At 60.0% G+C, this 24,052-nt stretch carries 13 protein-coding genes, 1 tRNA gene and 4 pseudogenes; 9 read left to right on the top strand and 9 right to left on the bottom strand.

Translation table 11 applies throughout. From position 1 onward, the window contains the following. Positions 1-1,015 precede the first annotated feature (1,015 nt). From ACVWY5_RS31540 to ACVWY5_RS31525, 4 genes and pseudogenes are all read right to left on the bottom strand, one after another. Positions 1,016-1,408 (bottom strand): annotated as a pseudogene (locus ACVWY5_RS31540) (ATP-binding protein); the annotation flags it as partial. An 11-nt stretch (positions 1,409-1,419) separates the two neighbouring features. Beyond that, complete coding sequence (gene istA, locus ACVWY5_RS31535; RefSeq protein ID WP_080673042.1) at positions 1,420-2,952, bottom strand: IS21 family transposase; 1,533 nt, start codon at positions 2,950-2,952, stop codon at positions 1,420-1,422. Positions 2,953-3,149: 197 nt separating this feature from the next. After that, a pseudogene (locus tag ACVWY5_RS31530) lies at positions 3,150-3,337 on the bottom strand (transposase); the annotation flags it as partial. A gap of 1,032 nt (positions 3,338-4,369) precedes the next feature. Beyond that, positions 4,370-4,462, bottom strand: a tRNA-OTHER gene (locus ACVWY5_RS31525). 132 nt (positions 4,463-4,594) lie between these two features. Here ACVWY5_RS31525 and ACVWY5_RS31520 point away from each other — a divergent pair. Further along, a pseudogene (locus ACVWY5_RS31520) lies at positions 4,595-5,952 on the top strand (tyrosine-type recombinase/integrase). Positions 5,953-6,033: 81 nt separating this feature from the next. Then, positions 6,034-6,372 (top strand): annotated as a pseudogene (locus ACVWY5_RS31515) (transposase); the annotation flags it as partial. 90 nt (positions 6,373-6,462) lie between these two features. Here the strand turns inward: ACVWY5_RS31515 and ACVWY5_RS31510 are convergent. After that, positions 6,463-6,897 (bottom strand): DUF2721 domain-containing protein, encoded by a 435-nt coding sequence (locus ACVWY5_RS31510; protein ID WP_028352085.1) that lies wholly within the window; start codon positions 6,895-6,897, stop codon positions 6,463-6,465. Between the two features lie 169 nt (positions 6,898-7,066). On the opposite strand from ACVWY5_RS31510, the gene ACVWY5_RS31505 reads away from it, so the two are divergent. Further along, a complete protein-coding gene (locus ACVWY5_RS31505; protein ID WP_028352086.1) occupies positions 7,067-8,398 on the top strand; it encodes a TAXI family TRAP transporter solute-binding subunit in 1,332 nt (443 codons plus the stop codon). 79 nt (positions 8,399-8,477) lie between these two features. On the opposite strand, the gene ACVWY5_RS31500 is transcribed toward ACVWY5_RS31505, so the two are convergent. Beyond that, a complete protein-coding gene (locus tag ACVWY5_RS31500) occupies positions 8,478-9,437 on the bottom strand; it encodes a transporter (RefSeq protein WP_080673039.1) in 960 nt (319 codons plus the stop codon). 1,033 nt (positions 9,438-10,470) lie between these two features. Between ACVWY5_RS31500 and ACVWY5_RS31495 the strand changes: the two genes are divergently transcribed. The 6 genes from ACVWY5_RS31495 to ltrA all read left to right on the top strand — a co-directional run bounded on the left by ACVWY5_RS31495 (position 10,471) and on the right by ltrA (position 20,228). Then, complete coding sequence (locus tag ACVWY5_RS31495) at positions 10,471-11,118, top strand: hypothetical protein (RefSeq protein ID WP_321176718.1); 648 nt, start codon at positions 10,471-10,473, stop codon at positions 11,116-11,118. A gap of 70 nt (positions 11,119-11,188) precedes the next feature. After that, positions 11,189-13,513 (top strand): DUF3604 domain-containing protein, encoded by a 2,325-nt coding sequence (locus tag ACVWY5_RS31490; RefSeq protein ID WP_051383880.1) that lies wholly within the window; start codon positions 11,189-11,191, stop codon positions 13,511-13,513. Positions 13,514-13,560: 47 nt separating this feature from the next. Continuing rightward, positions 13,561-14,469, top strand: coding sequence for a peptidyl-prolyl cis-trans isomerase (locus ACVWY5_RS31485; RefSeq protein WP_051383881.1), 909 nt, complete (start codon positions 13,561-13,563; stop codon positions 14,467-14,469). Positions 14,470-14,483: 14 nt separating this feature from the next. Beyond that, a complete protein-coding gene (locus ACVWY5_RS31480) occupies positions 14,484-15,476 on the top strand; it encodes a HupE/UreJ family protein (RefSeq protein WP_028352090.1) in 993 nt (330 codons plus the stop codon). A gap of 180 nt (positions 15,477-15,656) precedes the next feature. Beyond that, positions 15,657-17,789, top strand: coding sequence for a TonB-dependent receptor domain-containing protein (locus tag ACVWY5_RS31475; protein ID WP_028352091.1), 2,133 nt, complete (start codon positions 15,657-15,659; stop codon positions 17,787-17,789). 1,083 nt (positions 17,790-18,872) lie between these two features. Next, positions 18,873-20,228, top strand: a complete 1,356-nt coding sequence (ltrA, locus tag ACVWY5_RS31470; RefSeq protein ID WP_321176694.1) for a group II intron reverse transcriptase/maturase — start codon at positions 18,873-18,875, stop codon at positions 20,226-20,228. A gap of 465 nt (positions 20,229-20,693) precedes the next feature. Here ltrA and ACVWY5_RS31465 read toward each other — a convergent pair whose 3' ends face one another. The 3 genes from ACVWY5_RS31465 to ACVWY5_RS31455 all read right to left on the bottom strand — a co-directional run bounded on the left by ACVWY5_RS31465 (position 20,694) and on the right by ACVWY5_RS31455 (position 24,016). Next, positions 20,694-21,797, bottom strand: a complete 1,104-nt coding sequence (locus ACVWY5_RS31465) for a hypothetical protein (protein ID WP_028352093.1) — start codon at positions 21,795-21,797, stop codon at positions 20,694-20,696. A 688-nt stretch (positions 21,798-22,485) separates the two neighbouring features. After that, entirely contained in the window at positions 22,486-23,379 is an 894-nt protein-coding gene (locus ACVWY5_RS31460; protein ID WP_028352094.1) for a nucleotidyl transferase AbiEii/AbiGii toxin family protein, read from the bottom strand. Continuing rightward, complete coding sequence (locus ACVWY5_RS31455) at positions 23,372-24,016, bottom strand: type IV toxin-antitoxin system AbiEi family antitoxin domain-containing protein (protein WP_028352095.1); 645 nt, start codon at positions 24,014-24,016, stop codon at positions 23,372-23,374. Before ACVWY5_RS31455 ends, ACVWY5_RS31460 begins: the two co-directional genes overlap by 8 nt. Positions 24,017-24,052: the final 36 nt, after the last annotated feature.

Here is a 24,052-nt window from a genome sequence, read left to right as displayed (position 1 = left end):
CGTTTCGGCGCCTCTGGGGACTGGTCGAATTAGGCGACTAGGTCTGGATCGCTGCTACATAATGGGTCGCGGCTGGCCTAATGAGAGGATGATCCGCCACGCGCGGTGAGCACCCCATTTCACATACCCATTGCGTACGAACTTGTAGTTGCGCACGTACTTCTGTCGGTTGTGAGGGCTCACGTTATGACCAAGCTCTCTTCATCGCGCATCATGACTGACGTGCTCGTAGTCTTCGTAACTGTAACGATGGTCGCGATTGCGGCGACATCCTTGAGCGCTCCAATTCGAGCCGGCATCGCCGCTTCTATGCCAACGCCATTTGATCTTGTGACGAACAGGACGCTCGTAGTGGCCGAACCGAGTGCCCCGAAGCTTGCACAAGCGCAACCGAAATGCCGGCTTCGTTCCGCCCCCTTGCAATGGAATGTAGACTGGCTTTTCCGGACGCCAGCGGCGCCCGGTTGACGAATTCGATCCGCGCCGAGGGCGGCGCCGAAGCGCAGCAGAGTGATAGAAGCGTTACGAGCCGAAACGCATTGACGCATTCAGGCTGAAATATTTCCCGTATACCTACGGGTGGTGCTGCACTGCGGGCGCACTGATCCCATTGTCACTATCTGGACAGCTAAATCCGCCGTCGGTAACCTCAGGGAATTTGGGGGAGGACGATGGACAGTGCAGATCAACCTGCAAACGCCCCGAAATTGAACGTAGGCATATCCATCTCAATCGTTGCTCGTGCTCGACGTTATTTCAAGAAGTTCGGGACAGTCATTGCGCCGATCGCCGCGGTCGGTGCCGTAGTCGGAGGGCTCGCCGGCTATTGGCGCGCATGGGACGCTCTAAGCAGTCATACACGCGGAGACCCGCCGAAAGCTGCACAGTCTCCGTCATTGATTGTCACCAAAGGACCCGCGGTTGCCGTACTGCCCTTCACGAACCCGGCCAAGGTGGTGCCGCTCGATGCCTTCGCTGACATCATGACGCAACAGGTTGCGTCGTCGCTTGGTAAGAGCACGGAGCGATTGTCGCGGCAGGCCTTGTGGCCGAGCGCCGAGGCGAGCCAGTTCTTGCCGACGCCGGCCGGGCCGCAGATCAGGAGATTGACGTGGTCGTCGATCCAGCGTCCCTCGACAAGCTTGGCAAACAGTGGGCGGTCGAGGCCGCGCGGGGTGCGGTAGTCAATGTCCTCGACGCACGCCTGCTGGCGCAGCTTGGCGTAGCGCAGGCGAGTGGCGAGCCGTTTGTCGTGCCGCAGCGAGGCTTCACGTTCGAGCAGCAGAGCAAGCCATTCGGCGTGACCGAGGCTGCCAGCCTCACCGGCGGCTTCGATGTCGGCGAAGGCCTTGGCCATGCCGTGGAGGCCGAGGGCGTTGAGGCGGTCGAGGGTCGGATGGGTGAGCAAGGGACGGTCTCCTAATTGTAGTAGCGCGGTCCGCGGATGTTGGCATGCAGGATCGGCGCATCGTCCGCGGAGCGCTGGTGAGCAGGACGCCGATCGAGATTGTTGGCGAGGATCGACTTGACCGAGCCATAGGTGCGCGCGCCGATGTCGATCGCCCGCGCAGCCGCGGCGTCCAGCCATTCGCGCCCGTAGGACGCGGCGAGCCTGAGGATGCCGAGGCAGGCGCGGAAGCCTTGTTCGGGGTGGGAGCGCTCGTCGAGAATGAGGTCGCACAATGCGCTGGTTGCCGGCCCGATCGCGGCGGCGTCCTGGCGGATACGCCCGATGGTCCAGCCGGCGTAGCGCCGATGGCTGGAGGCCATGTGCTCCGGCACGGTGGTGTGCTTGTGATTGCCACTCATGCGCTGATGCGCGGCAATCCGCTCGCCCTTGTGGAAGATCTCGACGGTGCGGGCGGTGAACCGCACCTCGACCTCGGCACGCGCGAAGCGATGCGGAACGCTGTAATAATGCTTCTCCACCTCGACGTGGTAGTCGAGGCTGACGCGGCGGATCCGCCACTCCGCGAGGACGTATGGGCTTGCCGGCAACGGCTTGAGCGCCGGCCGGTCGACCTCCTCAAGCAGCCGGCGGCGCGTCACGCCGAGCCGTCGGATCGGCCGCTCCTCGTTGAGCCTAGTGAGCAACTCGCCGATCGCTGCGTTGACCTCGGTGAGGCTGTAGAAGACGCGGTGGCGCGGGCGGCCGAGCAGCCAGCGCTCGATGATGAGGACAGCCTGCTCGACCTTGGCCTTGTCGCGCGGCTTGCGCGGCCGCGCCGGCAGGACGGCCGTGCCGTAATGCGCGGCCATCTCCGCATAGGTGCGATTGATCTGCGGGTCGTAGAGGCTCGCCTTGATGACTGCGACTTTGGTGTTGTCAGGCACCAAGAGCGCCGGGACGCCGCCGATCGCCGCGAAGGCGCCAACATGGGCGCTGATCCAGTTGGCGAGCCCCTGCGTCCACGTCGCCTGCGCGTAGGTGAAGCTCGAGGCACCGAGCACGGCGACGAAGATCTGCGCCGTCCTCCGCTCGCCGGTGAGGCGGTCGACCACCACCGGCACGCCGTCGCCCGCGTAGTCGACGAACAGCTTGTCGCCGGCCGCGTGCGCCTGGCGCATCGTCACCGACAGGCGTCCCTCCCAGGCGCGGTAACGCTCGCAGAAGCGCGAGTACCGGTATCCGCCGGGCTCGGCGCCGATGTACTCCTCCCACAGGATCGACAGCGTCATGTGCTTGCTCTTGAGCTCGCGGTGCACCGCCGCCCAGTCGGGCTCGGCGATGCGGCGATGACCCCGCCGGTTACCGTTGCCGGTCTTGGCGAACAGGCGGGCCTCCAGGGCCGCGTCCGTGAGTTCGTCGGGCAACGGCCAGCTCAGGCCTGCGGCCTCGAACCGCCGGATGGTCAGCCGCACTGTCGAGGGCGCCGCGCCCATCCGCCGAGCAATCTCGCGGCTCGGCAGCCCAGCCGCCTTCATCCTGATCACATCGCGCACACGGCGCATCGCAAGCCTCTCCGTCGGCATCCAGGGTCCCCCTTCGCAAAGCCGAAAGGGGGACCCTAAGGGAGCCAGAAGAGGCCTCGTCACCCGGGCGACATCATCCCGGTGGGCGACTTCATCTCGGAATGGGTGGGCGACTTCAAATCGGAAAGGTGGGCGAGATCATCTCGGAATGCCGGGCGACATCGAGCGGAATCCGCAAAGCGATTGTAGCAAGTGGTATATGGGCCAAAGGCGTCTGGTAGATCGAGCCATGGCGCCCCGGATCGTAGCACCAGAAGATGCCGTTGAGGACGCGACGGTCATTCGCCCTCGGTACGCCGCGCGGCTTGTTTGGCAGCATCGGCCTGATGGCAGTCCATTCCTCGTCGGAGAGTTCGTAGCGCATGATTCGGCCCCGTTTGTCAGCGGATTTGAATCATGGCTGGGCAGTCAGGCTCAATGAGCTGCTCCCCACGGGCGATGCCCCCGAAACCGGACGCGTGATGCTCACTCTGAGCTTTGACTTTGACGAGTTTGACCCACAACGGTCCTTTCGGGCGCGCCAACGTGCAGCACCGTTACGACATCGACATAGCATCGAGTGGCGCCTGGCGAAGGTGTTCCGGCAACCACCCAACTGATCGATGATGCAACTTGGCGGCCGACGTGCTTGTCGCGCAACGGAATGTGGCGCTCAGCCGATCCCAAATGATCTCGGATGAGTTGCAGGTCGATGTGGTCAGTCTAACTCGTGAGAGGAGCTCAATTTAAGCGCTGACGCAGCTTCTTGATTATTCCCGCAGATCGTTTGCGTATTCCTCAATGACCCGGCGCGCCTGCTCCAGGCGTGACGGTTTGGGTTGTGGCGCATCTTTAGACGGCGAGGTTCTTCTGGCCGCTTCATGCCTCTACCTAGTCCGCGAAAGCCGAACGGAACGCTCGATCCAAATCAATCGCTGGGCGGTGCCGAACGTCCCTTAAGGATCATAAGGCGAGATTCCCGGGCGGGTACGACGCGTCTGCTTTCCCCGCGGAAGCGGGCGTTGCATTTAAGGTATACGTCCTTGTCTCAATCCTACATCGCCCTCGCCAGTGAATTCGAGGATGCGCGATTTCGCCAAGGCGAGACCTTTTCTGCCGAGTGGCATCGCGCGATAGAGCGTGCAATTGTGACCCGTCGCTGGGATATTGGGTCGCCGAAAATGAATCGCCGCTAGCCGAATCTTGCAACGACTAGCGTTTTCGAGCGTGCGTGAACTGAACGGCGGGGTTAGTCGTCGTGCCGCTATGTTGTTGGACAAGCGAGCTTTCGAACGTCACTGCCAGGTAGTTTGCATTAGGACGACGGTTTTGCCTCCAGATTGCTGACTAGCCCTAACGAGGCAAAGCTGAAGTTTCGATCCGCGCGCGTCTATCGTTCAGTGGAATAAGGGGAAATTGGCGCACCCGACACGATTCGAACGTGTGACCTTTGCCTTCGGAGCAAGATAACGTGCCCATCCGAAAAATACGATAGGGCACGCTGCACTACGCTATCCAGCTGAAACAACTGGATATTCTCAACACCACAAGCGACGTTCCTATCCGAAAACACGCATTGATTTTCTCCCGCGTGCTTACGCACTGCTTACGCGAGAGATCGTGCCCGGAACGAAGGAATGTCATGGTCAAGATCACGAAGAGGGTTGTTGAGGCGGCGGAAGCGCAAGGGAAGGACTACCTGATATGGGACGACGAGCTGGCGGGTTTCGGGCTCCGTGTCTTTAGTTCCGGCAAGCGGAGCTACGTCATCCAGTATCGAACGAAAGGTCGCTCACGTCGCTACACGATTGGGCTTCACGGAGCCTGGGCGCCAGAGACTGCACGCCGAGAGGCAAAGGTGCAACTCGGTCGGGTCGCTGGGGGCGATGATCCCGTCGAAGACCGCCAGCTTGATCACAAGGCGATCACTGTGAAGAGCTGTGCACCCGCTATCTCGCCGATCTCCAGGCCGGGCTTATCCCGGGGAAAGGTGGGCGACCCAAGAAGGCCTCAACGATCGTCACTGACACTGGCCGCATAGAGCGTCACATCATTCCACTTATTGGGACCAGGCGGATTAAGGATCTCGCCAAGACCGACATCAACAAGGTCCTCAAGGACATCATGGCCGGAAAGACGCGGGTTTCGATCAAGACAAAGAAGCTGCGCGGAAAGGCTATTGTCCGCGGCGGAGCAGGAACGGCTACGCGCACTGTTGGTCTTCTTGGCGGTATCCTCACGTACGCCGTCGAAGCGGGCATCATCGAAACCAATCCGGCCCACGGCATCCGCAAGCCAAATGATAACGTGCGAAAGCGTCGTCTATCGGAGGGGGAGTATCGAATATTGGGTCGGATCCTCCGCGACGCTGCCAAGCAGGAGAAGTACACCACGATCGTGGACATCGTTCGGCAGCTTGCGCTGACGGGCTGCCGCCGCAGCGAGATGATCGGCTTGAAATGGACGGAGGCGGACACCGAATCGAGCTGCTTGCGGTTGGAGGACAGTAAGGAGGGAGAATCCGTCCGTCCGATTGGGCTACCAGTCGTCGAATATCTCGATCGTCGTTTCACGGATGACGTCGGCACATACGTCTTTCCGGGGCAGGGCGAGGACAATGCGTTCGGCAGCTTCCCGAACCATTGGAAACATCTTTTCGAGGAGTCCCCGCTATCCGATATCACGCCCCATGTCTTGCGTCACAGCTTCGCAAGTATCGCCAACGACCTCGGTTTTACCGAGGTAACGATCGCGGCGCTCGTGGGCCATGCGAAAGGTTCGGTGACCAGCAGATACATCCATACGCTCGACACGGCGCTCATCATGGCTGCGGACACGATCTCTGGCTACATTCAAGAGCTCCTTGACGGTATCGAATTCAAGCAAACTGCCTACGCGCTGGATCGCGATTCGCGGAAAGCCGCGCTCGCCCGCTTCCTCAAGAGGGCTTCGAGCGGCGAGTCAGAGAAGGCCGCAGAGGATCGCCGCTTAGCCGCGTAGCGTGCGTTATCTGGCAGAGGTTCTAGATCGTCCGCTAGGAATTAGGCCCGCGTTCTCATCAAAGCTACGGCAGTCTTTGCCATCATGCTTTATCTCGCCAGTAAACGCGATTCTGATTGCTGCGCAGTGAAGTGCCGGTGCTGCCCAAGCAGGGCCACACGGAGGGAGCCGCGCTCGATCTACGAGGGCGCTCGCAATATGGCGCGCCAGATCGCGAGATCGTGGGAGGGCCAAACTTCGCGTCGGCTTCTCAAGTAGATCGAGATGCTGTTCGCGCAACTCAAGCGCATTCTCAAGCTCGACTTTCTACGCTTACGAGGTCCAAGCGGCGCGCGTAACGAGTTCATCCTCGCAGCTATCGCCCAAAATCTTCGAAAGATGGCCAAGCTGATCCCGATGGTCGCCCCAAGGCTGGCGTAAGCGTTGGTAGAGTAGTTCGGCCACATCGCAACGGAGCCATTACAACGAAATACTGTCGGTTTTTTCAACAGAATCGACCCAAAGCAAACATCAGCCGTGATGATCGAATTCGCTCAGTGCAATTCGAACTTCTCGCGCAAAATCAACCAGCGATACCGTGAAGGCCGCAACTGCGAGAATAAAGAGGATGGCAACGCCCCGCTCATGCGGAAACTGGAAGAACGCGCTCACAAATGCCACCACGATCAAAATACTAATCGCGATACTTCCCATCACCGACCAAAAGATTGCGCGGTTGATCATAGTTGCGCGCCGGATGAGGCGTGGCAAGTCGGCCTTGAGCCTCGACCTGGCGCCGTCTTCGTCAGGGATTCCGTTCAGGTAGATTGTTCTGTCGATGATCCTGTTTTGCCGAGATATGAGCACGGCGATAAAGGCGGCCAATGCACCGAGAAGAAACGCAGGCGCGGCCGCCTGGGAGATGACGTGCGAGAGCTGACTGACCGGCGGTGTGTCTGGCAACATTGGTTTTATCTACGGCTAGCGGCCTTCGCCGGAATGGCTTGTTGGCATATCATGCGGCGGCCTGGGCATCGGGTGGTCACACGCAGTTTACGCTCGCTTTGCGCGATCTCCTATGTAAAATCGCGACGGCGAGAGCGCGCCCGGTTCGCTTCAAGCCAGGGAGAACGCGATGCCGAGCCTTGCAGTCAATCTGTGGCCTCGATGGCTGCGCATAACGGTGGTCGGGATCGCAACAGCCGCCGTCATATCCGGCGGCTGGCTTGCCTATCGCTATTTTGCCAAGCCCGTTTACCTCACCGTGGCCGCCGGCTCGCTCGACGGCGAGACGTTGTCGCTGATCTCGGCGATCTCGGCGCGTCTGGCGGCGTCGAATGCGCACGCGCGATTGAAAGTCATCGATAGCCTAACGTCGGGTGGTGCGTCGGAGTTATTGGCCTCCGGTAAGGCAGATCTTGCCGTGGTTCGCGGCGATACCGGGGGCCTCGCAGATGCAAGAAGCGTCCTCCTGCTGACGCATGGCGTGGTCCTGATCATGGCGCCCTCGACCGTCAGCGCCGACAGTCTTGGCGATCTGCGCGACACGACAATCGGGGTCGTCGGGGGACCCGTCAACCGGCCCACCGTCGATGCCCTGAAGCAGGTCTATCAATTCGACCGCGCCAAGCTTCGATTCCATGACGTTGCGGTGACGGAAGGGGCGGCGGCGCTGTCGTCCGGACAGGTACAGGCGCTTCTTGCCGTCGTGCCTCTTACCGAGAATTATCTGGCCAAGGTCAGGCGCTTCTTTCAGCTGTCCGGCGCAAAAGGTGAGGCTCCAAAGCTGATTGAAATCGAATCGGCCGGCGCAGTCGCCAATGTCGCGCAGTATTATGAAAGCTATGATATTCCAAAGGGTACCTTGCGGGGATCGCCGCCCATTCCTTCGGACGATCTGACATCGCTGCGGGTGTCGTTCTTTCTGGTTGCCAACAAGTCGGTGGACGCCGGTACCATCACGGATCTGACGCAGTCCCTCGTCGACGTCCGCAGGGATTTGTTGTCGCAATACCCGGTACTGGCGCAGGCCGGCGCTCCCAGCACGGATCCGGACGCATTGATTCCGATTCATCCGGGAGCCGCCACCTACTACAATGGAAATCAGCAGAGCTTCCTCGATAAATACGACGACAAGCTCTATTACGCGTCGTTGCTGCTGGGATCGCTGATTTCGATCATTTTGGCAGTTTGGCGTTTTGCGAATTCTGGGGGCGGCTCGAAAAGCATGCTGGAGCCGCTCTACGAGCTTGGCAACAGGATCAGGAATGCAAAGACCGAGGCCGAGCTGGAAGAAACGGAAAGACGGATTGATGACATTCTAAGGGCCGAGCTTGCCAGGGGCGCGAGCGGGGAGGGCGCCGATGGCGCCGAGATGGCCGCACTCGGTCTTGCAGCTCAAAGGCTTCAATATTTGATGCACCACCGGCGAACTGTTCTTCGCAGCTCGCCGCGCACAGGTGATTGAGTTCTCGACCTTGATGACCCTTGCGGAGCGGCAAGCTCTCCGCGCGATTCCCAGGGCATGCGATTCGCGATAGATGCTGCTATTTCGTCACGATCCGTCGTGTTGGCGTCACGGTGCTGGTAGGTGACGTCGGTGAGATCGAGAATGTCAGCCAGGTATTCCAGCCTGCTGGGCGGTTTTCCGCAGCGAATTCGCCGTATCCTTTCAGATTCAGATAACCCTGCATGTCGCCAACCGGAAACAGATATCCGATCTGCGGACCGACGCCAACGACACGTGACCGGAAGCCGCCCAGGATAGGGTGCTGTCCGGAATCGTCGGTGATCTGCTGATACGCGTAGCCCACGAGGCCGACAAAGAGCTGCTTCGAGAGAAACTGGGAAGCACCCCAGTCGACATGGAAATCGATGCCGTTCTGGTACTGCGTGTCCGGATTCTTGAAATTGTAGGTGAACCCGGCGACCGCCGAAAATTCATGCCCCGCCTGCGGGTTGAAATAGGTGTAGCCACCACCGCCGTCGATCGCGCCGTGACCGATTCCGAGATTGGCCAAGCGAACTGGATCGTAGGCCCCGACGGGTATATCTCCCGTCGCATAGGTCATGAAGTTATGGACGCCTTGATTCCATTTCAGCGTCACCTGCGGATAGAGATCGCCGACGGAGGTGATGGAGTCGCCGAAGCTTCCCATGCGGGTTACCGCCAACGGTCCGACCCCCGTCGTGAGCGTCCCGTTCAGGTCGGCGGCCGATCGCCCGAACAGTCCGGTAACGCCAATAGCCAACTGGCCACCCAGCACCGGCGTCGCGAAGGTGTAGGTGGGGTTGAGCAGCACGAGATCGCCCTGCGCATTCAGATGCAGGTTCAAATTGACGTTCACGGTCGCTGGAAATCGGCCGACCTGAATTTCCCTTGCCGCGGCCGGAGCGCCGAACGCCGATTGCCCTTGGGAATGCCGATGATTTTGGCGTGATAGATGCGGCCCGGCACGTTGTCGAACACGATATCGACGGCTGTGCCTTCCTTGATTGTCTGAAATCCGTTTTGCGAGAAGATGCCGACCAGGGCGATCTCCTTCTCGACAATGAACGACATCGCCGAGCGGGCCTGCAGCGCCCGGTCGCCGACCGTCAAGGCCACGACAGTGACATAGCCGTCGGCAGGCGCGCGAACGGAGGTCTGCGACAATTCCCAGTTCGCGTTCTCGAGTTGCGCCTGAATTTGCGCGACCGTGGTGTTAACGCCGCCGATCTCGGAATCCAGCGCAAGCTTGGTGCTCTGCTGCGCCGCCTGGGCTGCGACGAGCTGGGCCGACACGGTTTCGTACTGAACCTGCTTATCTTGCGCCTGAAATTGCGTGTTGGCATCGTCAGAGGCCAACGTCTCAATGTCGGCGAGACGCTTCTTGTTGTAGGCGGCCTGCGCGGTGAGACCCGCCACATTCGCAGTCGCCTGCTCGTAATTCGCCTTCAATATCTCGGTCTGCTGCTTTGCCGCCGCGAGCGAAGCCTGCAACTGCGAGACCTTGTACTGAAAAGGCGCCGGGTCGATCTGAAACAACACATCGTCCTTCTTCACCGGCACGTTCGGCTTGACCGGGATTGCGACAATTTGCCCCGTCACATTCGGCGTCACTTCCACCACGCGGCCGGTCACCGTCACGCGCCCCGACGGCGTGAGATAATTAAAGAGCGCAAGAAATGTCGCGAGAATAAATCCTCCGATCAGCAGCGAGATCGTCCCCGACAACCAGCCCCACCGCACCAGTCTGAATTTCGAGAATACGACCCATAGCGCAACGAGATAGAGGCACAGAACAATAACCATGGGCTGGCCCTCATTCTCTGATTGTGCTAGCGTAATGCTCGTGGAGGTAGATGAGCATCACCCTTTGAAGTGCCGTAAGACTATAAGCCAACCACATTCAATTCCAGCGCGTTTTTGATTCTGCGGGTGCCATGCGGCGTTAGCTGCAGCGAATGTTGCACGTTTCGATGCGCGACTTCTCGCCCAGAACGAGAGTGCTATGGCGCCGATCTATTGAACTTCTGCAAGAGAAGGACCTGGATTTCATGCGGATCGCAAAATTGAATCAGATTTTCGGATTGCTGGCTCTGACGACCGCCTTATGCGGTCCCGAGATCGCGCTTGCCCAGAACGCGCCAGCGCCGCCTGCCATGAAGACGATCGGGACACCTTCCGCGGCAGCCAGGCCTGAGGTGATACCCTCGTTGATCGTGCTCAATTCCCGCGGGGCGACGCTTCAAGGGGATGTGCTGACTTTGACCGGCGTCTCGCCGAACTCCATCATATTTGCTGACCGACCAGTGCGCTCTGCCGGCCACGAGCTCACCGCGAATCTGATCGCGGACTGGGGCGCGAGCACGCCAGGCAACGACAGCTTCGTCAAGGATCCGCCGAACGCCACCGTGTCCGTCCTCGGCAAGGATGGATCGGTGAAGGACGCCGTGGTCGTGCTGAAGAATCCGAAGCTCGATGGCGACAAGCTCACGTTCGATGTTCAGACCCTTGAAGGCGATCTCAACGGCGGCGACGGACCGGCTTCGATCTTCATCGATATTTTCGGGGTCTGGCGCCGGGCTGCCTTCCGCGGCGCGATGTATGCCGGCGCCGCCGCCGCGGTCGGAGCCGCCGCCTATGGCGCGCCTTACTACACGCGTCCGGTCTGCGGTTATTATCCCTATCCGCCCTGTTATTGAGGGGGATTGAGACCGTCCCAAGGAATCGATCTGTCGATTTGGCATTCAATGCATCGAATGGGGTACTGACATGAATAGTTTCAACCATCGCGGCCGGACCGCATTGTTCGCCTTTGCAGCTTCCACTGCCCTCATATCGCCGGCGTTCGCTCAAACCACCCCGGAGCGGAACGCGTATTTCGGGGAGACGCACGTCCATACTGGCTGGTCGTTCGACGCCTACATCTTCGGTAACACCAAGACCGGGCCGGATGACGCCTACAAATATGCGACGGGACAAACCATCCTCCACCCGATGGGCTATCCCATCAAGATCACGACTCCGCTGGACTGGATGGGCGTTACCGATCACTCCGAATATGTCGGAACAGTGAAGCTGGCCAATACTCCCGGCTCGGCCTTGAGCAAGTTGCCGATCGCGGAGAAGCTGAAGGTTCGCACCCCAGCCGATATTCAGAGAATCTATCTTTGGCTCGGCTACACGATCATCGACAAGAAGCCGATCAAGGAATTGATCAGTCCCGAGGTCGCCGGCAGCATCTGGAAAGAAAATAATGCGATCGCAGATCGCTTCAACAAGCCGGGCAAATTCACCGCCTTCTGTTCCTACGAATGGACATCGACGCCCGACAATCGCAACATGCACCGCAACGTCTTCTTCAAGGACTGCGCCAAGGTGCCGGAGCTGCCGTTCAGCTCCATCGACTCGTCGGCCCCGGAAGATCTGTGGGACTGGATGGACGGCCAGCGCAAGGCCGGCAACGAGCTGCTCGCGATCTCGCACAATGCCAACCTCTCGGACGGAATCATGTTCCCGACGGAGCTGGATTTCAAAGGACGGCCAATCGACAAGGCGTGGGCCGAGTCGCGCGAACGCAATGAGAAGCTGTCCGAGATCAAGCAGATCAAGGGGCAGTCAGAGACGCATCCGAGTCTGTCGCCGAACGATGAATTCGCGAATTTCGAGGTCTTGACCTATCTGCTCGGCGATCCGGCGGGCCGCTTCCCTACCATCCCAGGCAGCTACATTCGCGACGCCTACAAGTCTGGCATCGCGATGCAGGATTCGCGGGGCTACAACCCCTACAAATTTGGTGTCGTGGGTGGCTCCGACTCGCATAACACCGGTGTCCCCTACCGCCAGGACAACTTCTACGGCGGCCATGCCCGCAACGACGGCGAGGAAAAGCAGCGCATGTCGGGTCACGTCTTCGCTGGCCTCGACGTTCGCCTCGAGAATCCCGCCGGCCTCACCGGCCTGTGGGCCGAGGAGAACACCCGCGCTTCGCTGTTCAATGCCATGCAGCGCAAGGAAACCTTTGCCACCAGCGGACCGCGCATCCAGCTTCGCTTCTTTGGCGGATGGGATTACAGCCAGGATGCCAAGGACGTAAAGAGCAGGGAAGTCTGGAATATCGTTCCGGATTGGCTGAAGGACCGGCTGTGGGTCCGTACCGCCTATGCGCAGGGCGTGCCGATGGGAGGCGACCTGTCGTCGAAGCCGGCCGACAAGAAGGCTCCGTCCTTCGCGGTTTGGGCGGTGAAGGACCCGACATCGGGCAATCTTGACCGTATTCAGATCATCAAGGGATGGACCAAGGACGGCCAGGCCTTCGAAAAGGTCTTTGACGTGGTTTGGGCAGGCAAACGCGCGCCCGATCCGGTCACCGGCAAAGTTTCGCCGATCGGCAGTACCGTCAACATTCACGAAGCGACCTACAAGAACACGATCGGCGCGGTCGAACTCAAGGCCGTGTGGAGCGATCCCGAATTCGATCCGGGTCTCAACGCATTCTATTACGCCCGGGCACTTGAAATCCCGACACCGCGGTGGACCACGATTCAGGCCAAGAATCTCGGGATCAATCCTCCCGACATCGTCGCGGCCACGGTTCAGGAGCGGGCGTGGGCATCGCCCATCTGGTACACGCCGACCGAGCAAGCGCGCGTGGCTGCCAAGCCAGGGACGACGGTCGCCAGCCTGAAACAGCAGCCGGGCGTAACCGCGCTGAATGATGCAGAACTCAAGGACCTGATCGTCGGCAAGTCGACATGGATTCGCAACAACGCGACCGGCAGCGTCTTCCAGGTCATCTGGAGCACGGCCGGACGGCGGCTGATCACCAATGTTGACGGGACGCTGCCACAGCCCGGACAGATCGGTGACGTCTTGCACAGCGGTGAGCTTGGCTCGCCATCGTCCTATTCAATCAAGGATGGCAAGATCGTCACCGCCTTCGGAAACCTGCCTTATGAGGTGACCGTCTATAAGGTGGGCGACAAATACTTTGGCGCGCGCAGCAATGAATACGGCTACGCCAATTACGAGATCGTTCCGACGCCGGTAAATCTGGAGAATCTCAGCCTGGGTCAAGCCGAGCGTTCTCCCTTCTAACGTAGCAGCTTGTCAGCAAGAGCCGGTGAGTGTTGTTAGATCGTTCAATGGATGCGGGCGCTGTGTCCGGCAAAAGTCCGGACGCAGCCGTACCCGCTCAGCCATCGCTGTTGCGACGATGGTCGCGTGAACCGCTGGTTCAGTTTCTTCTGATCGGCCTGGCATTGTTTGCCGGCTACAGCGTCCTGCATCCGAAAACAGAAGCCACATCCGAATCGAACCGTATTGTTCTGACGCCGGACGACCTTGTTCAGATGAGCGTGGCATGGCTGGCCCAGGGCCGGCCGCCGCCAACTCCGGAGCAGATGCGAAACTTGATTGAACTCAAGGTTCGAGAGGAGGTGCTGTTTCGGGAAGCAACCGCGCTCGGGCTGGACAAGGACGACACCATCGTCAAGCGGCGCCTGGCGCAGAAAATGGAATTTCTGGCCGAGGGCGTTTCAATCGATAATGACCCTTCGACCGATACGCTCAGGGCCTGGTTCAAGGAGAATCAGCAGCGATTTGCGCTGTTGCCGCGAGTCTCGTTCCGTCATCTTTATTTTTCTTTCGATCAACATGGCGAGCGCACCCGGGAAGCCGCCGCGAAAGCCCTGGAGCAAATCGCAAAGCGATCGGGCGATTCGAAGGATGTTGCGGCTCTTGGTGACCCCTTCATGTATCAGGATTACTACGGCGATCGGTCATTCGACGATATGGCCAAGCTGTTCGGACTGAATTTTGCCCGAGCGCTCGTGAGCATCAAGCCTGGCTCATGGCAAGGACCAGTGGAATCCGGGTACGGATGGCACCTGATTTTTGTCGACTCTTCCGCTCAGGGGCGGATCCCTGCTTTCGAAGAAATCGAGTCGGACATCAAGGCAAGCTGGATCGCCGATCAGCGCGCTCAAGCGAAGGCAAAGGCCTATGAGACGATGCGCGCACGCTATCAGGTTGTGCTACCGGAGAAGCCGTAAAATTGAGTCTACGATTGGCATTTCTCGCCATCTTTTTCGTGACGCTCGCTTTTCTGGGCGGCGCGTCCGCGCACGAGTCCCGTCCGGCCTACATGGAAGTGACCGAGATTGCGCCGCACCGGTATCAAATTGTCTGGCGCACGCCGCTGTTATCCGGCATGCGGCTTCCGATTGCACTCCGATTTCCTGAAAAAACCCGTAACGTCAACGAACCGACGTTGCGCGAACTCTCGGATTCGCTGGTCGAACGCCGGCTGATCGAGCTGGACAGCGGGCTCACCGGCGCGCGCATCGAGATCGTCGGCCTGCAGGCGACCATTACGGATGCACTGGTGCGCGTGCAGCTGCTCGACGGCAGCTACTCCACCACATTGGTGCGCCCGTCAAAACCGTGGATCGAGGTCGCTACCTCGCGCAGCTCGCTGGAAGTCGCGAAGGCGTATCTGATGCATGGCGTCGAGCATATCCTGTTCGGCTATGATCATTTGCTGTTCGTGCTGGCTCTGATCCTGATCGTGCGCAGCGGCCGTGTCCTCCTGATCACGGTCACTTCCTTCACGATAGCGCATTCCATCACCCTGAGCCTTGCGACGTTGGGGGTGGTGCACGTGCCCGGACCGCCCGTCGAAGCGACGATCGCGCTCAGCATTCTTCTCTTGGCGTGCGAGATCATCCGATCGGACCGGGGGCAGGCAAGCCTGACGGCGCAATGGCCGTGGCTCGTTGCCTTCTCGTTCGGCCTGCTGCATGGATTTGGCTTCGCCAGCGCGCTGACAGAGATTGGCTTGCCTCAAGGGGATATTCCGCTTGCGTTGCTTGCCTTCAATGTTGGCGTCGAAGCCGGCCAGCTCATCTTCATTGCGGCCGTTCTGGGCGCCTTGCGATTGGCCAAATTGATCAGGGTTCCGGTTTTCATCGAACGCCACGCAAGGCTGATGACGACCTACACGATCGGGATCATGGCCGCGTACTGGTTTATCGAACGACTGGCCGGTTTTGCCGCGTGAGCGTTTCGGTCAGTGGAATAGGGCTCGGGATGAAGGTGCGCTACGAAGGTGGACCGCTGCGCGATCTGACCAGCCTTAGGGGGCGGGAACACGACGGTGAGTAAGGATTGGCTGCGGATCCTTTCTGCCGCCGCTTCATCTGCCGCCTGCGTATTGCCTGCTGCGGCGCACGAAAGTGACGTGCCGCATATTTACCACCTTCCGCCCGTCAACATCACGGCTCCCGAGGCCACGCCGCCCAAACGGGTCGCCCGGCCCAATCCGCCGCGAGTTCGCGTGACACGCAGCGCTACGGCCACTCGGTCCGACCAGCCGGCTATGGGCGCCAGCGGCGTTTCGCCCGGCGCCTCCTCCGACGGCGCCGTCTCCGGCGGTGCGGCCGGGCTGCGACCTACCGCCGTCAGCGCTGTGCGCTTCACGGGCGCCGAGGTGAACGCGGTGCCGTTCGCGCGGCCGGGCGAGGCGCTGGAGATCGTGCCCGGCCTGATCGTCACGCAGCATTCCGGCGAAGGCAAAGCCAATCAGTATTTTTTGCGCGGCTTCAACCTCGATCACGGCACCGATCTCGCGATCAGAGTAGACGGCATGCCCGTCAACATGCCGACTCACGGCCACGGGCAGGGCTATGCCGACATTAATTTCCTGATCCCGGAGCTGATCCAGACGGTCAATGTCCGCAAGGGTCCATATTTCGCCGATGTCGGCGACTTCAGCTCCGCCGGCTCCGTGGCGATCGACTACGTCAACAAGCTGCCGAAAAGTATCGCGGAGGCAACTTTTGGCAGCTTCGGTTATCGCCGCGCTCTGGCGGCGGGATCGACAGCAGTCGGTGAGGGCACGCTGCTCGCAGCCGTTGAAGGCACCAAATACAACGGTCCGTGGGACGTGCCGGACGATGTTCGCAAGATCAACGGCGTGCTGCGCTACAGCCAGGGCACCGCCACTGACGGATTCACGCTCACCGGCATGGCCTATTCCAACGGCTGGAATTCAACCGACCAGGTAGCACAGCGTGCGATCGATCAGGGCATCATTGGCCGCTTCGGCACGCTCGATCCGACCGATGGCGGCACTTCCAGTCGCTTCAGCCTGTCCGGCAATTTGGCGCATTCGAGCGAATATGGGCAGACCAGGATCAGTGCTTACGCGATCCGATCCGACCTGCAACTCTACAACAATTTCACCTACTTCCTCGACAATCCCATTAACGGCGATCAGTTCAATCAGCTCGATCGCCGCACCGTCGGAGGCTTCGACGCGCGGCACTTCTTCGATTGGCGCTTTGGCGGCTTCGCGACGCAGACCCGCGTCGGCGTGCAAAGCCGCTACGACGATATTCATGTCGGCCTGTTCAAGACGGAGCAACGCAATTTGCTCTCGACCGTGCGTGATGACCACGTGCAGGAGGGCAACGTCGGCATCTGGACCGACACCACCACGCGGTGGACCGACTGGTTACGCACTACCATCGGCGTCCGCGAGGACTTTTTTGCCGGACGCGTGCTGAGCGACACGCCAGAAAATTCAGGCGATGCGCAGGCATCGATGACGAGCCCGAAGGCCGGCGTCGTGCTGGGTCCTTGGTTCGAGACGGAATTCTACGGCAATGCTGGCTACGGCCTGCACAGCAATGACATCAGGGGCGCGACGATCACCGTCGATCCCAACGACAAGGTGACGCCGCTCGGCCGCGTACCACTGCTGGTGCGCTCCCGTGGCGCGGAAGTCGGCATCCGCACCAAAGCGATCGAGGGCCTCACCAGCTCGCTTGCGCTGTTCGTGCTCGACTTCGATTCCGAGCTATTGTTCGTCGGTGATGCTGGCACAACCGAGCCGAGCCGGGCCAGCCGGCGCGTCGGCATGGAGTGGGTCAACCAGTACAAGCCGACGTCGTGGCTGTCCGTCGAGCTCGATGTCGCCTATACCCGTGCCCGCTTCACGGACTTCGATCCGGCAGGCGACCGCATTCCCGGCGCGCCGGCCTGGATTGCGAGCGCCGCTGTCACCTTTGGACAGGAGACCGGCTGGTTCGGTGCGCTGAAGGCGCGCTATTTCGGGCCGCGCCCGCTGATCGAGGACGACAGCGTACGCTCGGCTTCCTCGCTGATCTTCAACGCACGCGCCGGCTATCGCTTCGACAATGGCTTGCGGGTGCAGCTTGACGTGCTCAATCTCTTCAACGAGCAGACCAATCAGATCGAATACTATTATCTTTCGCGCCTGCCGGGCGAGCCCATCGGCGGGGTTGCCGACCGTCATGTGCATCCCGTGGAGCCGCGCGCGGTACGGCTGACAATGGCCGCGCGCTTCTAGTCCAGCCGCGCGTCACCCGCGGCGAAGCGCACTGCTGACAAGCTCCCGCCGATCGTAAGCCGAAGTCTAAGCAGCAGGTCCGACCGCCGCGGCAGTCGATTGAGTGAAGAGCCTCCAAATAATGTGCAAGTCCACTTTTTGGCCTCTGCGGAAATCACGGCCGTTGGCTCCAATCCGGTTCTGACCAAAGCTGACACCAGCCTTCCGGTACGCCACACGCGCATGCCCCACCGTTACGAGTTTCGGCCGTGAGCGGTGGGATCGTCGCTCATCGGATTGCTTACTCGCACAACCCGAAGCGGAGCTACAGTTTCGGCTTGGAGCGCACATCGGCCTATAAAATAAGGAGAATTGGCGCACCCGACACGATTCGAACGTGTGACCTTTGCCTTCGGAGGGCAACAGTCACGGTGTGCAGCGGATCGCCGATGTCCGCTCTCTGTCTCATGAAGCGACAGCGCAACGACATTGCAGCAATTGGGTGGAAGGACCGTGAACAAAACGGGACGAAAATGGTTACCATGCCAAGAAACACCAATAGGTTAGAAGATGCTTATCCGTTCGGGGCGCGGGGCCGCCCACGGTCAGATCGCGACTTGAACCGAATGTCGGTATCGGTGGTTGCGTCTCCACGATTTGAAGTGCGTCAGGAGAAGCTCATGATGTCTAGCGGATGAAAGTTCTGCCGAGGTAGGTCTTAGCCAGACGCCTCGTAGCGAGTCTTGGGTCCGAACCGGTAACGGCAGGACTAAGCGTAGACAGCAAGCGTACAGGGTGTGTATTGGGCCACGTAATGGGATCGTCGCGGTCGCCGAGGCTGCTTCAAAAGTCGAAGGCAACACCGGGATCTGCGCTAAAGGCGAGCAGATTCTGGGCCGCCGGGGTCGGAGACCACATCACGCGCGCACAGAGATCATGGGAACCTGAGAAGCCCTGTCGTGTGCTCCGGTTCGTCACCGGAGAGGGAATTGGCCGAGCGAAAAGCAAAGGCCGCTCCTCAGGCACGGCAGGGTGGCGGATCGGGGCGTAGTACTATCGATGGCGGCGAAGGCAACGAGTCGACCGGAGGGAAGGCCCCGACTGATGGGAAACTCCGGTGAGCAGGCACGGGACCGGACACAGAGCCGGATCATCCTGTCAGCCAATCTCACCAGGGTGAATGAGGCGGCCAAACGGTCGCGCCAGACCAGGTTCACGGCGTTGCTGCACCACGTTGACGTCGCTGCGCTCGAAAGGGCGTATCGACGGCTGCGGCGGCAGGCGGCGCCCGGGGTAGACGGGGTGACAGTGGACTCCTACGGGCAAGACCTCGAAGGTAGCCTTCGCGATCTAGCCGACAGAGTCCATAGCGGCCGTTATCGGCCGTTGCCGGTTCGCCGGACATACATCCCAAAGGCTGACGGCGGTCGGCGGCCTCTCGGCATCCTCGCGCTGGAAGATAAAATCGTCCAGGGCGCGGTGGCGGAGGTCTTGAGCGCCATCTATGAAGCCGACTTCCTCGATTGCTCCTTTGGCTTCCGACCCAGACGCAGTGCTCATCAGGCGCTGCGGGCGGTGCGCGAAGCCATCACGACGGAGCCGGTGAACTGGGTACTCGATGCCGACATCCGCAGATACTTTGACAGCGTTGACCACGACTGGCTGCTGCGGATACTGGCGCACAGGATTGCCGACCCGAGAGTCCTGCGGCTGATCGGCCAATGGCTCCGTGCCGGCATCCTGGAGGGTGGCGTGTACGCCGATACGGTGGAAGGAACGCCCCAAGGCGCGGGCATCAGCCCGCTGCTCGCCAACATCTTCCTGCATTATGTGCTCGATCTCTGGGTGGAGCAGTGGAAGCGGAGGCATGCGACCGGTCAGGTACGGCTGGTCCGATATGCCGACGACTACTTGCTCCTATTCCAGCGACGGCAGGATGCGGAGACGATGACGGCGGCCTTGGCGGAACGACTGGCCAAGTTCGGTCTTCATCTCCATGAGGACAAGACGCGGCTGATCGAGTTCGGACGGTTTGCTGAAGAAAACCGTCGGCGCAAGGGCAGGGCACGGCCGGAGGTGTTCGACTTCCTGGGCTTCACGCATTACTGCGGCGAGACCAGGGACGGACGCTTTCTCCTCTGCCAGAAGACCCAAAGGAAACGGATGATCCGCAAGCTGAAGGAGCTGCGCCAGGAGATGAGGCGACGAATGCACCAACGGCTCCGCGACCAGCACAGGTGGCTGGCTGCGGTGCTGCGCGGGCACTACGCCTACTTCGGCATCCCTGGCAACAGCACCTGCCTCGGTCGCTTCCGTCTTCAGGTAATGAAGGCGTGGCGGCGGGTCCTGCTACGGCGAAGCCAACGGCCGAAGCTGTCGTGGGAGCGGTTCAACGCGATCCTGAAGGTCTTTCCGATACCGACCGGGCATGTACGCGACTGGCGTCACCAAATGGCTTGATCAAGTTGCTCGTCAGAGGAGCCGGATGCGGGAAAGCTGCACGTCCGGATCTGTGAGGGGGGCGTCGAGCGATCGACGCCTCTACTCGACCCCCCTATCTGGTTCAGAGCGAAAATTCCGCGCGGCTTTACGACTAAGCGGCCGAAGGCCGTGCTCCCATTCGATTTCTCGCGATATCATTTGCTCGTCGCCGATATCGGTGTGCGGGATCTTCCAACATTTGCGTTGCGTGCGTAAAACCTGAGTTGAGCCAGTCCCTTGCGTGATACATCAAGCCGATGATTGAAGAACGTAGAGCAAGTCGCTCGAGTGTGGGGAAAGGCGGTAGCGTTCCCCCGCTACGCGGCACCGCGATTTCCTACGCTAGACTACGATTTTGCACGATCAATGGTTGGATTCGGGTACCACAACTAAGGGCGAAGTTTGCGTTAGTTAGCCGCTACACGGGGTGGACCGGTTAGGCTATCAGTCACGATAAGACCATTCCTTTATCTCAGCGATCCGTCTGAACAGGTCTTCGGGGCCATTCGCCGTTGGATCTGCATGTTGGAGCCAGTCCTCGGCCCACATGAGCCAATCGCCGACACTGCGACCATCGATCTCAATCGATCGATCAACATCCATTGAACGGAGTGTGCTCAGGAAATCCCGTACGGCAGCGAGCTCACGCCGGCCCTGCGCAATTTCCCTGAAATACCGCCACCGGTTGGCGTCACGTTTCCTTCTTTGTTGCTCCTCGTGCCGGCGTCGTGCCGCGAGCTGGCTTTCGCGCTCGGCGGCTTCCCGTTCCTGTCGTTGCCGAACGAGCAGCGGGCCCGCGGCAACGAATACTGCCACGATGTCTGGTAGCATGCCTTCGAGCGGCTGCGTATCGGTCTCCAGCCATTGGCATTTTAGCCCAGCGGGCAGATAAGCCTTGATTTCGAAGACAAGACGACCGGTTGGCACGAGCTCCTGTTTCCAATCCTTGTTACCTATCCGCCAGCGCTGCTCATCTGCAGTCAGTGGACGGCGGGTCTGCTTCTGCTTCTCGCGAAGCTGGAATTCGACCTTTTCACCGGAGACTTCGGCAAAGAGTTCGCGCCGGTCGCCCTGCTTGATTTTGCCACCCTGGCGCTCGATTGCCTTGAACAGTGCGTCGAGAAAGCGATGCTGTCGCCGATCGCTATCGCTGAAGTCACCAGGATCATACAGCTTCTTTCGCCACGGATCGCGTTCCTGGTGCGCACGCCGCTTTCGTTCCTCATGGTCTGCCAGCCACGCGGCAACAATCGCATGCGGTTTCACGAGGCGTTCGGCCACAGTCATCGAGGATGCTTCCGCGTGAATGCCCTCCATCTGGCGGCGCACGTCGTCCGGCAGGTCATGGGGCGGTTCGGGCAGCGGCGTCGGATAAATCGTGATCGGGCGGGAAGCTCGGCCGGGTTCCGGTAGTGGCGTACGCTCAGGCGCCTTGCCAACCGCGTGTTTAGCCCAATAGCCACGCTCCGGATATGGAATGTCCTCCCGACGGCACATCTTGGCGAGGCCATTGTCGCTGATCCCGTACCGTTCAGCCAACCGCGACATGGGCGTTTCCCACACAGCAGCATAAAGATCTTGTCGGGTGAGCGTCGATGGCTGAGACGGGCGTGGTGCAGGTGTGGCTGGCGGCGGTGAAGCCAGCCGATGCGGATGTTACTTCTACTTCCGAAAGCACTTGGGCCACTGGCTCGGCTTTGTGCGCTGCAGTTTCGGGGCGTCGTGTGCGTGTGGTCTCCGCATCCGTGTCCAGCACCAAAGGCTCGGGACAATCTGGAGGAGCCGGAGGCAGAGGTGGCTGAGCCACGGCTTTGCCGAACTCCTTCTTGATCCAGTGACCGGATGGAGGCGTCGGAATGCCGGCGCGGCGGAGCAGGGAGCTCAACCGGCTTGTATTGGTGCCCAACTCGGCAGCCACCCGCGTCATCGGCGTTGACCAGATACGGCTGTAAAGTTCCTGACGGGTAAAGCGATGTTCCATTGGCTTCGGGCAGTCGCGGCAGATTCGATTCCACGAAGATATCAGCATTTTTTGCGGCTAGAACTGTAGCCGATGTTCGTCGCGCTCTCTTGCCAATGATTTCTCGAATGCAAGCTCCTCATCGCCAGAGCCACTTGCTGAAAGTCTGTCGACGCAATGTCGGTAGGATGGACGTCTAGTCTTGGCTGTCTCTAGTGTCGGCAACTGCTCTGCGTAGGGAAGCCTGCTACATATGGTCACGAGCGAACTGATCATTCACGCCGATCTTGTTTCACCGAGCGAGCGTGCCGCCGACTCGTGAGGCATTAGGAATGCGGACAAGTCTTGGACCACGTCAGCGAGTGTGCCGGGCTGAAACGCGACGTCTTCGCGGAATGAATTCCACTGCTGAACCTTCGTTGGATCTTCCGCAAAGGCCGTTGTCAGCCCATCCGGAGCCTCTGAGGGAATTTCGGTCTCGCGTCGAGCGAATGTCGCGGCGATAGCTCGTGGCAGCTTACCATCTTTAAACTCGAAGTTGCGCGATAAGACCCAGACGTCGTACAGATCTTTCATGCGACTATTGGCGCGACCCAACATGACCATCGCCTGAAATTTCTCGGCGATCACTGTCTCGCGAGCATAGGCCCGGAGATGTGGTGCCGGAAAATCCAACAGAACCGGTAAGTCCATCTCCTGAAGACCCGGCTCAACGGAATCGCCAAAGGCGATATCAATCACGATCCGAACTTTGGCATTGTCGATCATAGCGTTAGCCGTAATGCGTAGCCCGCCATATTCGGTTTCTTCGCGGATACGATCGACCTTCACGCTGTCGGGATCGAAAACGACGCCATCGTTAAAGGAGACGGCGCAGACCTCCTGGAAGATGCGCACCATTTCTTCTTGATCGTCATTGCCGATGGCCAAAAAGTCCAAATCTCTTGTCGGGCGTAGCGGATCTTCGAACCACTTCGTAAGCAGCATCGCTCCTTTCAGAATGAAACGGTCGTGATGTTTGGTTTGACTTAGCCGATAAAGAAGTCGCTCGAGAACGTAATTGTTGAGCAGCAGATCGAATGGCTGACGACGCTGCTTTGAGAGGTTGAGCAACCGCGCCCGAATCGACGCGCCCATGTTCTTGATCGGAGGCTTTGGCTTCTTAGGCATTGGTGGTCATAGCCTCGAGATACGGCTGAACGACCTTCCAGATACCAGCTTCATCGGCGTACCGGGCAATCTCGGCAGGGGTTGCTTTGCGCTGTCGCAGTGCTTCTCTGAGACCCTCGAGCGCGAGATTGAGGCCAGGACTCTTTTGATAGCGCTTTCCAGCGCTCCGGCGGTAGCGAAACAGGTCGACTACTGTTTTGGCAGGATTGTAGATGCGTACCCGTACGCCTTCGATCTTTTGCTCTGTAATGCCAGAGGCCAGAACCTTCTGTCCGAAACGCACAAATTGGAGGGGAGGGTTTTCGATGCGAGGCCGCCGATCCTTTGCGCCTATTGCCATCCAAACGCGCGACGGGATCGTATCGGTTAGTCCGTGAAACGCCAGCGCAGAGGTGAGGCAGATCACGCCTTTCGGGACGAGCTTGGCGGCCTCAGCCAGCGCATGATGGGTATCGAGCGAGGCATCGGGAAGCTGGTACAGTCCCCTGCTGAGTTGGAGCACAAGCCCCTTCTCCCTCATTCGCGACACGGTTGCCGCCGTGACGCCCGCCTCCTTGAATTCAGAAAGGCGAGCCATGCCCCGCTTTTTCAGTAGAGTTATGGCGCGGTCTTGCTGGGTCTCAGAGGCTGATTGCATCGAGCATGAATGATACAAAATGTCGGGTTTGTCAAT

It is taken from the genome of Bradyrhizobium sp. USDA 3256 (assembly GCF_054058275.1).
Note: the sequence above shows the minus strand (reverse complement) of the source record. Positions and strands in the feature narration are given on the sequence as shown.